The 14,101-nt window shown below is 61.5% G+C and carries 10 protein-coding genes; 9 read left to right on the top strand and 1 reads right to left on the bottom strand.

Annotation, left to right across the window (positions count from 1 at the left end):
* Window positions 1–24 precede the first annotated feature (24 nt).
* Together ftsH and QM647_RS00960 are read left to right on the top strand one after the other, a co-directional pair.
* The gene (ftsH, locus tag QM647_RS00965) at window positions 25–1,929 is read left to right on the top strand and encodes an ATP-dependent zinc metalloprotease FtsH (RefSeq protein WP_414993596.1); all 1,905 of its coding nucleotides are present in this window, start codon (window positions 25–27) and stop codon (window positions 1,927–1,929) included.
* A 119-nt stretch (window positions 1,930–2,048) separates the two neighbouring features.
* Entirely contained in the window at window positions 2,049–2,600 is a 552-nt protein-coding gene (locus tag QM647_RS00960; RefSeq protein ID WP_414993595.1) for a hypothetical protein, read from the top strand.
* A gap of 12 nt (window positions 2,601–2,612) precedes the next feature.
* On the opposite strand, the gene QM647_RS00955 is transcribed toward QM647_RS00960, so the two are convergent.
* Window positions 2,613–4,112, bottom strand: coding sequence for a tryptophan halogenase family protein (locus QM647_RS00955; RefSeq protein ID WP_414993594.1), 1,500 nt, complete (start codon window positions 4,110–4,112; stop codon window positions 2,613–2,615).
* A gap of 181 nt (window positions 4,113–4,293) precedes the next feature.
* Between QM647_RS00955 and QM647_RS00950 the strand changes: the two genes are divergently transcribed.
* The 7 genes from QM647_RS00950 to QM647_RS00920 all read left to right on the top strand — a co-directional run bounded on the left by QM647_RS00950 (window position 4,294) and on the right by QM647_RS00920 (window position 14,000).
* The gene (locus tag QM647_RS00950; protein WP_414993593.1) at window positions 4,294–4,656 is read left to right on the top strand and encodes a ribonuclease E inhibitor RraB; all 363 of its coding nucleotides are present in this window, start codon (window positions 4,294–4,296) and stop codon (window positions 4,654–4,656) included.
* A gap of 133 nt (window positions 4,657–4,789) precedes the next feature.
* Entirely contained in the window at window positions 4,790–7,153 is a 2,364-nt protein-coding gene (locus QM647_RS00945) for a glycosyl hydrolase family 95 catalytic domain-containing protein (protein ID WP_414993592.1), read from the top strand.
* A 242-nt stretch (window positions 7,154–7,395) separates the two neighbouring features.
* A complete protein-coding gene (locus tag QM647_RS00940) occupies window positions 7,396–8,334 on the top strand; it encodes a cell division protein FtsQ/DivIB (RefSeq protein WP_414993591.1) in 939 nt (312 codons plus the stop codon).
* Window positions 8,335–8,354: 20 nt separating this feature from the next.
* On the top strand, window positions 8,355–9,749 hold the full coding sequence (gene ftsA, locus QM647_RS00935; RefSeq protein ID WP_414993590.1) for a cell division protein FtsA: 1,395 nt from the start codon (window positions 8,355–8,357) through the stop codon (window positions 9,747–9,749).
* 411 nt (window positions 9,750–10,160) lie between these two features.
* A complete protein-coding gene (gene ftsZ / locus QM647_RS00930) occupies window positions 10,161–11,828 on the top strand; it encodes a cell division protein FtsZ (protein WP_414994545.1) in 1,668 nt (555 codons plus the stop codon).
* Window positions 11,829–12,109: 281 nt separating this feature from the next.
* Complete coding sequence (gene lpxC, locus QM647_RS00925) at window positions 12,110–13,003, top strand: UDP-3-O-acyl-N-acetylglucosamine deacetylase (RefSeq protein WP_414993589.1); 894 nt, start codon at window positions 12,110–12,112, stop codon at window positions 13,001–13,003.
* A gap of 112 nt (window positions 13,004–13,115) precedes the next feature.
* The gene (locus tag QM647_RS00920) at window positions 13,116–14,000 is read left to right on the top strand and encodes an outer membrane protein assembly factor BamD (RefSeq protein ID WP_414993588.1); all 885 of its coding nucleotides are present in this window, start codon (window positions 13,116–13,118) and stop codon (window positions 13,998–14,000) included.
* Window positions 14,001–14,101: the final 101 nt, after the last annotated feature.

The following is a 14,101-nucleotide window of genomic DNA, read 5'->3' as shown; positions in this document are numbered from 1 at the left end:
GCCTGATTGAGGATCGAGACAGGCATGAACCTGAAGTCCATGGCGATTATCGGCGTGATACTGGCCTTCCTGCTGGGCATTTACGTCGTCATGAATGCTAATCACGGCGCGCTGGTGCCGGACACAAAGAAGGCCGAGGAACTTCCCTATTCCGAACTGCTGGTCAGTGTGAACAGTGGTCAGGTGAAAGAGGTTGTCATCCACCAGGACGATGCGTCAGGTACGCTGATCAATGGTAACCGCTTCCACACCGTGGTCGACCCTTATAACCATAAGGCACTCGATGACGCACTGGTGGCCAAGAACGTCAAGACGACCATCCAGAGCGGCAAGACCGGCATTCTGATGAATGTCATCACCACGCTCCTGCCGGTCATCCTGATCATCGGCATCTGGATATTCTTCATGCGCCAGATGCAGGGCGGCGGCCGTGGCGGCGCCATGGGCTTCGGCAAGTCGAAGGCCCGCCTGCTGACCGAGCATAAGAACCGCGTCACCTTCCAGGATGTCGCCGGCGTGGACGAGGCCAAGGAAGAACTGCAGGAAGTCGTCGATTTCCTGAAGGACCCGTCCAAGTTCCAGAAGCTGGGCGGCAAGATTCCGAAAGGCGCCCTGCTGGTCGGTCCTCCGGGCACCGGCAAGACCCTGCTGGCCCGTGCGGTGGCCGGCGAAGCGGGCGTGCCCTTCTTCTCGATCTCCGGTTCGGACTTCGTGGAAATGTTCGTCGGTGTCGGCGCCTCGCGCGTCCGTGACATGTTCGAACAGGCCAAGAAGAACGCGCCGTGCATCATCTTCATCGATGAAATCGACGCGGTTGGCCGTCATCGCGGTGCCGGTCATGGCGGCGGCAATGACGAACGCGAGCAGACCCTCAACCAGCTGCTGGTCGAGATGGACGGTTTCGAGGCTAATGAAGGCATCATCATGATCGCTGCCACCAACCGTCCGGACGTGCTCGATTCCGCCCTGCTGCGTCCTGGCCGTTTCGACCGTCAGGTGACCGTGCCGAACCCCGACCTGACCGGCCGCGAAGCCATCCTGCGCGTTCATATGAAGCCGGTGCCCTTGGGCGTCGATGTCGATGTCAAGGTGATCGCGCGCGGTACGCCGGGCTTCTCCGGCGCCGATCTGGCCAACCTGGTCAATGAAGCCGCCCTGATGGCCGCCCGCAAGGACCGCAAGCTGGTGACCATGCGCGATTTCGAAGACGCCAAGGACAAGGTGCTGATGGGGGCCGAGCGCCGTTCCATGGCCATGAGTGAAAAGGAAAAGAAAAATACCGCTTATCACGAAGGCGGTCACGCCATCGTGGCGCTCAAGGTGCCGGAAGCCGATCCGGTCCACAAGGCGACCATCATTCCGCGCGGCCGTGCACTCGGCATGGTCATGCAGTTACCGGAAGGTGACCGCTATTCGCAAAACTTCACCCAGATGACTTCGGAATTGGCCATCCTCATGGGCGGTCGTTGTGCGGAGGAAATTATCCTGGGTAAGGAAGGTATTACTTCGGGTGCATCGTCCGATATCCAGCAGGCGACTCGCCTTGCCAAGGCCATGGTGACCCGTTGGGGCTATTCGGATGAGCTGGGCTATGTCAACTACAAGATGGGCGAAGACGAATACGGCGCCTTGGGGCGCGATGTTTCTGAAGTGACCGCGCAGAAGATTGATGAAGAAGTCAAGCGTCTGGTCAAGGCTGGCCATGATGACGCCATGCGCATCCTGACGGAAAATCTCGACGGGCTGCATCGTCTGGCCAAGACCTTACTTGAGTTCGAAACCCTGACGGGCGACGAGATCGCAAAGGTGCTCAATGGCGAGGAAATCGTCCGCGACGAGGACAGCGGTGTGGCGATCGAGCTGAGCTCCAATTCGGCGGTGCCGGAAACGGAGGCCGCGACGGTCAGCGTGCCGGTGGTGGCCGAATAATCTTTGGCTCAGTACTAAAATGAGGGCAGGCGGGCTTCGGTCCGCCTGCTTTTTTATGCGGCTTGCGGTTGTGTGAGTGTAATAGTACCCTCTCTTTGTAATCGGAGAGGGAGGGGGCCATGACCGTTGAAGAACGGCTGTCCGGACTGGAAAAACGTTTCGGTGCGATCTTTGCCGGGCTGCTGGTACTGATTGTCGCCCTGGCTGGAATATCGGGCTACCAGGCCATAAAGCTGCATCAGCTGGAAAATGTGAAAAGCCTGCGCGTCAAGGAACTCAGGGTCTATGATGACAAGGGGGTCGATCGGGTCGTCATCGCCGGCAACCTGCCGCCCGCCACGCTGAATGGCAAGATCCGCAAGGCTGCACCGAGGCCTATGGGAGGCATATTGATCTATGACGCCTCGGGCACGGAGCGAGGCGGATACGCCACGGCCGATGGTTATGCAAACGCCATGCTGACGCTCGATTCCGGACCGGAGGCCGATGGCCGGCAGGTCATGTTGCTGCTGGCGGAACCGGGAGGCGGCGCGTTCTTTCGCCAGTGGTATGGCACCGGCTCTGTCACCATGGGGGTCAACGACAAGCCATTCCTTACCGTTATGGATGGCAAGGACGTGGTCTTTGCCAAGCCGGAAGATAATGTCTGGACCAAGCGAGGCCCAAGATAGGTTGCCGGTTGTCTAGGTTTCGGCCGGTTCCGGCATCCGCCCATAACTGCGGATAAACTGTTCATAGTCAGGCGTATTGGCCACTGTGTGAGCCACCTGCGCGCGCAGGCCTTCGAGCGCGCCCATCAGTTCCTCGCGCGTGAACAACTGGCCGAAGCGGTGCCGGCCCTGAGGCTCGAACCTCTGGCCCAGCATGACCTGCAGCCACGAATCCACCCGGAACACGTCCTCTATCGGCGGGGCGCAATAGCCATGATTGCGGAAGAGATCGAGGCGCAGTTTCAGTGTCTCGGGTATCTCCATGTCGCGGCGGGATATCCAGAAGTCCGTATCGTCGCGTTGCGTCAGCTTGTAGTGCATGATGACGAAGTCGCGGACGTGTTCGACCTCGGCGCGCGTCTCGGCATTGAACAGCTCGGCCACCGCGTCGGTAATGCCATCGAAGGGGAACATCTGCACCAGACGCGTGGCGCCGATCTGCATCAGGTGGATATTGGTCGATTCCAGCGGCTCGATAAAGCCGCTGGCCAGGCCGAAGGCGATGCAGTTCTTGTTCCAGATTTTGTTGCGGAGGCCGGTGCGGAACCTGATGTGCATCGGCTCATTGATCAGCGGGCCGTCGAGCGCGGCAACGAAGCGTGCGCGGGCTTCGTCGTCCGACAGATGCGGGCTGGAATAAACATAGCCGTTGCCGACCCGGCTCTGCAGCGGGATTTTCCAGCGCCAGCCGGCATCGTGGGCGATGGCGCTGGTATAGGGCTCCAGGCGGCCAACGGACTCGGTCTGCACAGCCCAGGCCCGGTCATTAGCCAGCCAGTGGCTCCAGTCCTCGTAGCCGGTCTTCAGGGTCTGCTCGATCAGCAGGCCGCGGAAACCGGTGCAATCGATGAACAGGTCGCCCTCGACCGCCTGGCCGGACTCGAGGACCACGCGGGTAATAAAGCCGGTGAGGTCATCCTGCTCAACGCGCATGATCTTGCCATCGATGCGCTTGACGCCGTGAGCCTCGCTGAACCGGCGCATGAAGGGGCCGTAGAGGGCGGTATCGAAATGGTAAGCGTAGTTGAGCCATTGTTTGTCGGAAATGGCGAACCTGTGCGCCTCCGCCGCGCGGTATTCGGCGCAGTAATCGCCCAGGTCGCCGCCATAGCCATCGGCCCGCGCCTGAAGCCACAGGCTGTGGAACGGCGTCACCCACATCGACTTGCCCAGGCGGCCGAAGGAATGGAAGTAGTAGTCGTCCTTGCGCGCCCAGTTATGGAAGGCGATGCCGAGCTTGATGCCGGCATTGGTCTCGCGGACGAACTGGCGGTCATCGATGCCGAGGCGGCTGTGGAAGCCGAGGATGGTCGGGACCGTGGCCTCGCCGACGCCGACTATGCCGATCTCGCTCGACTCGATCAGGGTGATATCCAGCAGGGCGCCGAGAGACTTGCCAAGCGCGGCCGCCACGCACCATCCGGCCGTGCCGCCCCCCGCGATGACCACTTTTTTGACGCGCTGCTCGCCCATTCCGCTCTTCCCTTGTTTTTTTGATCTGCCGCCAGACTCGCCAGATTCTGTCTGCTGTCAAATCGAACAGGCCATTTGATTTATTACGCTTTTTTATGTTGCCGAAGGGTAACATTGTAGAAACGTTGCTGCATGCATATATGCGGGAATGGCTTGCCGCCCGTCTTTTGAGGAGTTCGATATGACCGTTAATTTTCCCGCCGATGAGACCGGCGATGTCCTGCGCGCCATGCAGGCCGATGGCGACGATCTCTCCGTGGTGCGCGATATCGATTTTTCGCTGCTGTTCGATAACGAAGATTCCGCCAAGGCCTTCTGCGTGATCTTCGCCGAAAAGGGCTACGAGGTCGATTACGGCCCGTGGGAAATTGACCACGACAATCTGGCCGATCTCAACTTCGGCAAATGGAACGTTCAGGTGGTCCATCATATGGTGCCTGATCATGCCGCCATCACGGCTTTTGAAGAGGAATTGCAGGAAGCCGCCACACCTCTGAGTGGTCGCAATGATGGCTGGGGCTGTTTCCAGGTCGAGGCGAACTAAAGAGGCGCCTTGCGACCTTTTCTTTCAAATATACAACTTTTTTGACTTGTAAAAATTATGCGCTAGGGTGGGCTCAGCGGCTGGATATCTGTATCCGGCCTGCAGAGCTATAAAAAGAACCCAGGGAATTTTCATGCGCTTGTCGCGTCGCCAGATGATGGCTGCCACCGCCGGCATGGCCGCCGCAACTGCGGGCAGGTTGAACGCCGCGCCGCGCAAAGAAGCCCCTCTTTCCCTGTGGTATGAACAGCCGGCGAAAGACTGGAGCGAGGCCCTGCCTCTGGGCAATGGCCATCTGGGCGCCATGGTGTTCGGCACCCTTGCCAGTGAACGCTTCCAGATCAACGAAAGCACACTGTGGGGCGGGGCGCCACACGACTATTCGCCCGGTGACCGGACTGCGGAACTGGCGCGGCTGCGCGCAGCCATTTTTGAAGACCGTCTGGACGACGCCGTAAGGGCCGGCCAGGATTTCATGGGCGATCCTGCCACGCTCATGCCCTATCAGCCGTTTGTCGACCTGCTGATCGATATGCCGGGCCACGATCGCGCGCAGGCCTATCGCCGGGACCTGCGCCTTGACCAGGCTGTGCATACGGTAAGCTACGAACGGGACGGCGTCGTCTATCGGCGTGAAAGCTTCGCCTCCTTCCCCGACAAGGCGCTGGTTATCCGCCTGACGGCCGACACACCGGGAAAACAGTCGTTTCGTATCCGCCTGACCAGCCCGCAAACCGGGGCGAATGTATCGAGCGGGGCAGATGGCGCCCTGCTTATAGAAGGGCAGATCCAGCCCCGGCAAAACCCTGACTGGTCATGGACCGCCTCATGGGACAAGCCCGGTCTGTCCTATGCCGGCCGTCTCAGGGTCGTGGCGTCCGGCGGCGCTGTGCGGGCCGATGGTGATGCGCTTGTGGTCGAAGGCGCCGATGCAGTGACGCTTCTGTTCTGCGGCGCCACCAGTTTCAAGACCTATAATGATGTGTCCGGCGATCCGCTGGCCTTGACGCAGCGCGCCATCGATCAGGCCGGGCGGCATGACTACGCCCATCTGAAGGCGGCGCATCTGGCGGATCATCAGGCGCTTTTCGACCGAGTCAGCCTGCGATTGGGGGCGGCGGCGGACCTGCCGACAGACCAGCGCCTGCTCGCCTACAAAACAACGCCGGACCCGGCGCTGGAGGCGCTGTTCTTCCAGTATGGCCGCTATCTGCTGATCGCCGCCTCGCGGCCCGGTGGCCAGCCCGCCAACCTCCAGGGGATATGGAACAACGACCTGCTGCCCGCCTGGAGCAGCAAGATGACCACCAATATCAATCTGCAAATGAACTACTGGATCGCGGAAACCGGCGATCTGTGGGAAACGCAGACGCCCTTATGGGACCTGATTGACGATCTGCAGGTCACCGGCGCCAAAACCGCCCGCGATCTCTATGGCGGCGAGGGCTGGGTGCTGCATCACAATACCGATATCTGGCGCGCCACCACCCCGGTCGACGGGCCGTGGGGGATCTGGCCGACCGGTGGCGTCTGGCTGGCCAATCAGATGTGGGACCATTATCTCTACAGCCAGGATCGTGATTTTCTGACCAAACGCTGTTTCCCGGCGATGCGCGGTGCGGTTGCCTTCGCGCTCGGCCTGCTGGTTGAGGCGCCGGCCGGCACACCGGTGGCCGGAAAATGGGTCAGCAATCCGACCATTTCACCGGAAAACCAGTATCTGCTGGCGGGCAAGCCGTATCACCTGACCTATGGCGCGGCGATGGATACCGAGATGATCGGTGAGTTGTTCGATAGCTTCATCGTCGCCGCGGACGCGCTGAATATCACTGATCCCTTACTGGTAAAGGCAAAAGCCGCGCGTCAGCGCCTGCCGGCGATAGACGTCAATCAGAATGGCGGCATCCGGGAATGGATCAGGGATTATGCCGAGGCCGAGCCGCATCATCGCCATACCTCGCACCTGTATGGTCTGTATCCGGGGCAGTCGCTGACGCCGCAAGTCTCTCCGGCGCTGGCCGCAGCGGCGCGAAAGACGCTGGATCTGCGCACGGACGAGGGGACGGGCTGGTCCATGGCCTGGCGCACGGCGCTGCGGGCGCGGCTGCGTGACGGCAATCATGCCCATGTCATGCTGCGCAGCCTGATATCGCAGTTCACTCAGCCCAATCTGCTCGATGTCTGCCCGCCATTCCAGATAGACGGCAATTTCGGCGGGCCCGCCGGTATCGCGGAAATGCTGGTGCAAAGCCGGCCGGGAGCGGTTGACCTGTTGCCGGCTCTGCCCGATGCCTGGCCGCAGGGCGAGGTGAGGGGCTTGCGCGCCCGCGGCGGACTGAAAGTCGATATGACCTGGGACAAGGGGCGCCTGAACCGCGCCGTCCTGCACAGTCCTGCCGCAGGGACGGTCGTTGTCCGCTACGGAAATACGACGGAAACCCTGGATCTGAAGGCCGGGGCGAACCTGTTCCGTCCATCGAAGCGCTCGATAATCTGAGGGCAATCCGGGCTCCGTTTGTCTGCTTGCGAAATTCAAGTGAATATCGTTACAAAATCCTTACAAAGGTCCCGCTCGTTATCACTCTATTAAGGACGTTCGGGTTTTTATAGGCGCTTACCAGCCGGGCGGGAGTGTTGACGAAGCGTGCATGAGGGGCACGCATCGCCGCAATCCTGTTTTCGGCCCATTCCGGACTGAGATTGGCCACAGAAGTGGTCAGGATGAATTGGAGAGTGCCTATGCCCGCCGTCGTTCGAGGTGGCAGACGACAAGCCAGCCCCACCGGCGCGAAAGCGGAGGCCAAGCCCGCTGCGCGTGGTAACGGCAAGGCGCGCGCCAACGAGCGGTCCGGTTCGCGCAAGGGCATGGCGCCCGGCAAGTCGAGCGTCATCGGCGCCGTCCATATGCCTAACGAACTGACCGCCTGGCTGGCCGTTCTGGTCATTGCCGGCCTGCTGTCGGTGGTGCTGATGACCGGTCACCGCGCCGAGGCTCTCGGTGCCTCCGTCAGCGGCTTCATCGATGGCCGCCTGGCCTCCATCGGCCTGAAGCTGCAAAAGGTGCAACTGGTCAATGTCAGCCCCGAGGCCTCGCCGGACGTGCGCAAGGCCCTGAAGTTTTCCAAGGACCAGCCCTTCGCTCTGATGGACCTCAATGCGGTCCAGAAGGATGTCGAGAATGTCGGCTGGGTGAAGTCGGCCACCATTCGCCGCCAGTTCCCCGGCGTGCTGATCATTGACGTGGTCGAGCGTCCGCGTCTGGCCGTCTGGCAGAATGCGGGCCGGTTCGCCGTGATCGACGACCAGGGCCAGACCATTCCCGAAGCCAATTATGCCCGTTTCAGCGACCTGCCGTTCGTGGTGGGTGAGGGCGCTAACGAGGCCGCGCCGGAAATCATCGAACTGATGCGCCAGCGTCCCGCCCTGTTGCAAAAGACCTACGCCCTGCAGCGCGTCGATACGCGGCGCTGGAATATCCTGCTGAAGAACGGCGGCATCATCAAGCTGCCGGCCCTGAACCAGGATCAGGCCCTGGCCCGTCTTGACGCCCTGATCGCCCAGCAGCGCGTGCTGGACCAGGGCTTTGCCTCGATCGACCTTCTCGATCCGGATTCCCTTGTGGTCGTTCCGCTGGATGCCCACCCCGCTTCGCCGCCCACGCCCGTTATTCGCCAGTAAGTCTGACAAAGTAGAAACTCATGTCCAGATTTGAAGATCGCCAGAACGCCAAAGCCGCCGCCCTGCAGCCCGATCAGGTTGCAAAAACGGCACGCGCCATGCCGGCCGCCGGTGGCGAGGCAAGCGCCCGGCCTGCCGCCGCGCAAGGCCTGATTGCTTCGCTCGATCTCGGCGCCTCGAAGATCGGCTGCTTCATCATGCGGCCGGAAGGCGCGCGCCACGCCGATCATTCAATCCGCGTCGCCGGCGTCGGCTATGTGCAGTCCAAGGGCATTCGCGCCGGTTCGGTGATCGACATGGAAGCCGCCTCGCAGGCCATAGCGCAGGCCGTCGAGCGCGCCGAGGCCATGGCCAATGTCTCGATCCAGGGCGTGCGCGTCACCATTCCGGGCGCGCAGACCGCCTCGCACAAGGTCTCGACCCAGGTATCTCTGGGCCTGAAGCCGATCGCCGATACCGATCTCAACCGCGCCATCGCCTCGGCCCTGGCGCAGGTGCGTTTCCCCAATCGCCGCGCCATCCACCTGCTGCCGGTATCGTGGAGCGTCGACGACCAGCAGGGCGTACGCGATCCGCGCGGCCTGAACGGGCGCAATCTCGGCCTCGAACTGCTCGTCGTCACCATCGACGAAAGCGTCTTCAACAATATCAATACCTGCGTTTCCCTGGCGCACCTTGAGGTTCAGGCCATTGTCTGCGCCCCGCTGGCCGCCGCCGTGGCCGCACTGGAAGAAGACGAAAAGGAACTGGGCTGCATCTGCATCGACATGGGGGCTTCCTCCACGACCGCGGCCATCTTCGCCAATGGCACGCTGGTCCATGTCGATTGTCTGAATGTTGGCGGCAGCCACGTCACGGCCGATATCGCGCGCGGCCTGTCCACGACCCTGGCCGGCGCCGAACGCCTCAAAACCCTGCATGGCTCGGCCATTGCCTCCGCCCACGAAGATCGCGAAACGGTCGAGGCCCCTCCACGCGGCGACGATCGCGGCGGTGCGCCGATCACCGTGCCGCGTTCGATCCTCAAGGGCATTATCGCGCCGCGCGTCGAGGAAACCTTCGAGCTGCTGCGCGAGAAGATCAAGGCGTCCGGCGTCCAGATCGAGCCGGGCGCAGGCATTGTCCTGACCGGCGGCGCTTCGCAGCTGGCAGGCGTGCGTGAGCTGGCGATCCGTGTCTTCGACCGTCCCTGCCGCCTGGGCAAGCCGACGCGCGTGCCGCATCTGGGCGACGCCGCTGCCGGCCCGTCCTTCGCTGCCACGGCCGGAGTCATCCTGCGCACGCTTTACGGTCCGCGCGATGTTGTGCCGGTCAAGAAGATCATGGCCGCCAAGATTGGCCCCAAGGACGCTCCGACCGGCGGCAGCGGCAATATCATTGCCCGCGTCATCGACTGGCTGAAGAGCAATCTTTAGAGGCTAAGCCCACAAATTTCAGTATTAAAAGCCTCCCTGCCGTTGCCGGCGGTGAGGCTTTGTCCTGTCATGGATCCGGGAGCAAATCACTAAGCGGATACCATATGCAAAAGCAATGCGTTAACCTTTTGGAAACCCGGACTTGCCTTGCACGCGAAAAACGCAACCCACGAGACTCCTTGCGGACTCCTTTCTGACTCAATACCTGTGTAAAAAGTCATACTTCGGTAACCTAGGTTAAAAAATCTTACCAAAACGGGTTCATTTTTAGCCGACTCAAGTTATCGGGTAACTATTCGTTAAGCATAGTTGTAGTCTCATTAGACCCTGTATCGGGGATCGGAAAACGCATTCGTTTTATCCCGGACGGAGAACCGAATGGGAGAGATCATGAAAGGTTCACTGGATAACATGGCAATTCATCTTTCTGCGCCGCGCGCAACAGAATTGAAGCCGCGTATCGTCGTGTTTGGGGTGGGCGGAGCCGGGGGCAACGCCGTTAACAACATGATCGAGGCTGGCCTTGAGGGCGTGGAATTCGTCGTCGCCAATACCGACGCGCAGCAGCTGCAGTTTTCGCGTACGGACGCCCGTATCCAGCTCGGCGTAGGAATCACGCAAGGCCTGGGCGCCGGTGCGCATCCGGAAGTCGGCATGACTGCGGCGGAAGAGTCTTCCGACATGATCAGCGAGCACCTCGATGGCGCGCACATGGTCTTCATCACCGCCGGCATGGGCGGCGGCACCGGCACCGGTGCGGCCCCGATCATCGCCAAGTGCGCCCGTGAGCGCGGCATACTGACCGTCGGCGTTGTCACCAAGCCCTTCACCTTCGAAGGCCGTCACCGCATGCGCCTGGCCGATGCCGGTATCTCCGAGCTGCAGCGCTATGTCGACACCCTGATCGTCATTCCGAACCAGAATCTGTTCCGCATCGCCAACGAGCGCACCACCTTTGCCGAAGCCTTCGGCATGGCCGACCAGGTGCTGCATGCCGGCGTGCGTTCGATCACCGACCTGATGGTTCTGCCGGGCCTGATCAACCTCGATTTCGCCGACGTCCGTTCGGTCATGTCCGACATGGGCAAGGCCATGATGGGCACGGGCGAGGCCTCGGGTGAAGACCGCGCCCTGCTGGCGGCCCAGAATGCCATCCAGAATCCGTTGCTCGACGAAACCTCGCTCAAGGGCGCCAAGGCCGTGCTGGTGAATGTCACCGGCGGTCTCGACATGACCCTGCACGAGGTCGACGAAGCGGCCAACGCCATCTCCTCGGAAGTCGATCCGGAAGCCAATATCATCTTCGGCGCCGCCTTCGATCCGAATCTGGAAGGCAAGCTGCGCGTCTCGGTCGTCGCCACCGGCATGGATGGTGTCGCCCTGCAGACCCCGCTGGTTACCCCGGCCAAGGCCTCTGCGCCGCCGCCGACCTTCGGCCTGGGCTATGGTCGCCCCGAAGCCCCGGCGGCTGCCGCGCCAGTCCAGGCCCCTGCGGCGGCTCCCGTTCAAGCCTCGGCGCCAGTGACCCCGGCTCCGGTCGCCGCCCCGGCCGCGATCACCCCGCCGGCCGCTGCCCGCTCCAGCCTGTTCGAGGCGCCTGCTGCACCGGCGGCTCAGGCCGAGCCGCGCGTCATCAGCAAGATCGTCGATCCTATGGTCGAGGATGAAGAGTTTGTTGCTCCGGCTGCTGCCGCCCCGATGCCGGTGCCGCGTCCGGTAACCCCGCAGATCCAGCGCCCGAACCCGTATGCCCATACGGCGGCTCCGCGTCCCGCCCAGTCAGCCGCTCAAGCTCCGGTACAGCCGGCGCCTCAGGCCGCTCCGCAGCCGACCCGCCTGGCCACGGAAGACGAGGGCCGTGAATCCTTCTGGCGCGGCCTGTTCCCGCAGCGCCAGAGCGCGCACAGCGCCCCGATCGCGCCTCAGCCGGCCGCGCCTGTGCAGGACGATGCCGACCGCTATGTGCCGGCGCCCGCCAAGTCCAGCCTGAACCCGGCCACGCGTTCGGAAGTCCAGCCCTCGATGGATACCGAAGACGATCTGGAGATTCCTTCTTTCTTAAGGCGCCTCGCTAACTGATCTTCGGTGAGCCTTTAGGGCGCTGTATCAAGTTCTAAGTCAACGGAAGGTCCGGATCTGGGAATGCCCAGGTCCGGATTTTCTGTTTGGCGGCGGTAATATTGCCCGTGGGGAAAGTGTGCGGGAAAAGGGCCATGTATCCTTAAAGCCCTGTTAAGTAAGGCGTTACAAACGGAAATAGAAGTTCGTTTGTGATTAACGCGCGAAAATGAGATGTTCGCTCAGGGCCAGAAATGTGCCTGCATTCTTTTGTACGCTGGGGCGGCAATAAGGTGAGCGTTATGTTACCTGATCAGAACGAACAGACTTTGGCCCACGCAGCCATCATCGCCGGTATGGGCCTGCATACGGGTGTGCCCGTGCGCATGCTTGTGCGTCCGGCCCCGGCTGGCACCGGCGTGGTTTTCGTGCGTTCCGATATCGCCGACCGTGACAATCGCGTCCCGGCCCTGGCCCACAATGTCACCAAGACGACCCTGGGCACCGTCATTACCAATGACGCCGGCGTTTCCGTCTCGACCATCGAGCACGTCATGGCTGCCTTCGCCGCCATGAGCATCGATAACGTCTGCGTCGAGCTGGACGGCCCGGAAGTGCCGATCATGGATGGCTCCTCCCTGCCATTCGTGCAGATACTGGATCAGGCGGGCTTCCGCCGCCAGGCCATGCCGCAGCAGGTCATCGAAATCCTGAAGCCGGTCGAGGTCATCGAAGGCGACAAGCGCGCCTCCTTGGTGCCTTCCGAGCAGTTCGAAGTCCGTTTCGAAATCGATTTTCCCGGCACGCCGATCGGTCACCAGGTCTGCGATCTGGTCATTACCGAGCAGTCCTTCCGCGAGGAACTGGCTGCGGCCCGTACCTTCGGCTTCCTGGAAGGCGTTGAGGCCCTGCGCAAGATCGGGCTGGCGCGTGGCGGTTCGCTGGATAATGCCATCGTCATCGATGGTGACGTCATCCTGAACGAAGGCGGCCTGCGTTTCGCCGACGAATTCGTTCGCCACAAGGCGCTGGACGCCATCGGCGACCTGTACGTGCTCGGCATGCCGATTATTGGCAGGTTTGAAGGAATCCGCGCCGGTCATGGCCTTAATAATGCCTTGGTCCGTGCCCTATTGTCGCGTCCGGATGCCTACCGCATCGTCACCCGCGGCCCCGTGCTGGCGGATGTCGGCTAACCCGGCCAGGCAAGGTTAATTCCTGTTGGCGCGGCTCATGCGCTCGTGTAGATGTATCCCCCATCAAAAGAGTCTGCAGCCTGTTCGGGGCTGACATCAAGAGGATGATTACGTGAGCGTTGTGGGGCTTCTCAAGAAATCGGCCATTGTCGTGTTGCTGGCCAGCGTCTCCGTAGCGGGCCTGACGGCCTGCGCCGGCAAGGGCAAGCAGGAACATCTGGTCTATGAAGAGCGCCCTGTCGAACTGCTCTACCAGACCGGTATGCAGAAGCTGGATGAAAAGAGCTGGTCCGATGCGGTCAGCTATTTCGAGGAAGTCCAGCGCCAGCATCCTTATTCGGAATGGTCGCGCCGCGCCATCGTCATGAGCATCTACGCCAACTACCAGGCGGACAAGTATATCGAGGCCACGGCCGCCGCGGATCAGTTCATCAAGCTCTATCCGGGCAGCGACCTGACGCCCTACGCCTATTACATGAAGGCCATCTGCGCCTTTGAACAGATCGTCGATGTCGGCCGCGATCAGGCCTTCACCGAAAGCGCCAAGGGCCTGCTGAACGACGTGGTCCGCCGCTACCCCGATACCGAGTACGCCAAGGACGCCCGCATCAAGCTCGACATGGTGCAGGATCAGCTGGCTGGCAAGGAAATGGATATCGGCCGCTGGTATCTGAACGATAACCAGCCGCTGGCCGCTATCGGCCGCTTCAAGACGGTTGCGAGCGATTTCCAGACCACAAGCCACACGCCGGAAGCCCTGTATCGCCTCGTCGAAGCCAATGAAATGATGGGCCTGCACGACGAAGCGACGCGTGATGCCGCCGTTCTGGGCTATAACTATCCGGGTGATCGCTGGTATGCCGTCGCCTACAAGCTGCTCAAGGACAAGGGCGCCACGCCGGCCGTAGCGCCCGATCCGAAGGGCAAGAAGGGCCCTGAAGTGCCCGACATGAAGCAGAAAAAAGGCTGGTTCAGCCATAAGAAGCCTCAGGCCTAAATCAACAAGTTCTCTAAATGTTCTTGTTTTTTAAACGGGAATAGGGTTTACTGCAGCGGCGTCCGGCATGAGTCGGGCGCCGTTTTGCTTCGGGTTGTCTT

Origin of the sequence: Asticcacaulis sp. (assembly GCF_047605585.1) — a bacterium.
GTDB lineage: Bacteria > Pseudomonadota > Alphaproteobacteria > Caulobacterales > Caulobacteraceae > Asticcacaulis.
The sequence above is the reverse complement of the archived record's forward strand: the minus strand, read 5'-3'. Positions and strand labels throughout refer to the sequence as shown.

What these genes read in the sequence shown, in the direction of transcription:
- ftsH (WP_414993596.1), top strand. Translation starts at nt 25, where the DNA reads ATGAACCTGAAGTCCATGGCGATTATCGGCGTGATACTGGCCTTCCTG.
- QM647_RS00960 (WP_414993595.1), top strand. Translation starts at nt 2,049, where the DNA reads ATGACCGTTGAAGAACGGCTGTCCGGACTGGAAAAACGTTTCGGTGCG.
- QM647_RS00955 (WP_414993594.1), bottom strand. Translation starts at nt 4,112, where the DNA reads ATGGGCGAGCAGCGCGTCAAAAAAGTGGTCATCGCGGGGGGCGGCACG.
- QM647_RS00950 (WP_414993593.1), top strand. Translation starts at nt 4,294, where the DNA reads ATGACCGTTAATTTTCCCGCCGATGAGACCGGCGATGTCCTGCGCGCC.
- QM647_RS00945 (WP_414993592.1), top strand. Translation starts at nt 4,790, where the DNA reads ATGCGCTTGTCGCGTCGCCAGATGATGGCTGCCACCGCCGGCATGGCC.
- QM647_RS00940 (WP_414993591.1), top strand. Translation starts at nt 7,396, where the DNA reads ATGCCCGCCGTCGTTCGAGGTGGCAGACGACAAGCCAGCCCCACCGGC.
- ftsA (WP_414993590.1), top strand. Translation starts at nt 8,355, where the DNA reads ATGTCCAGATTTGAAGATCGCCAGAACGCCAAAGCCGCCGCCCTGCAG.
- ftsZ (WP_414994545.1), top strand. Translation starts at nt 10,161, where the DNA reads ATGGCAATTCATCTTTCTGCGCCGCGCGCAACAGAATTGAAGCCGCGT.
- lpxC (WP_414993589.1), top strand. Translation starts at nt 12,110, where the DNA reads ATGTTACCTGATCAGAACGAACAGACTTTGGCCCACGCAGCCATCATC.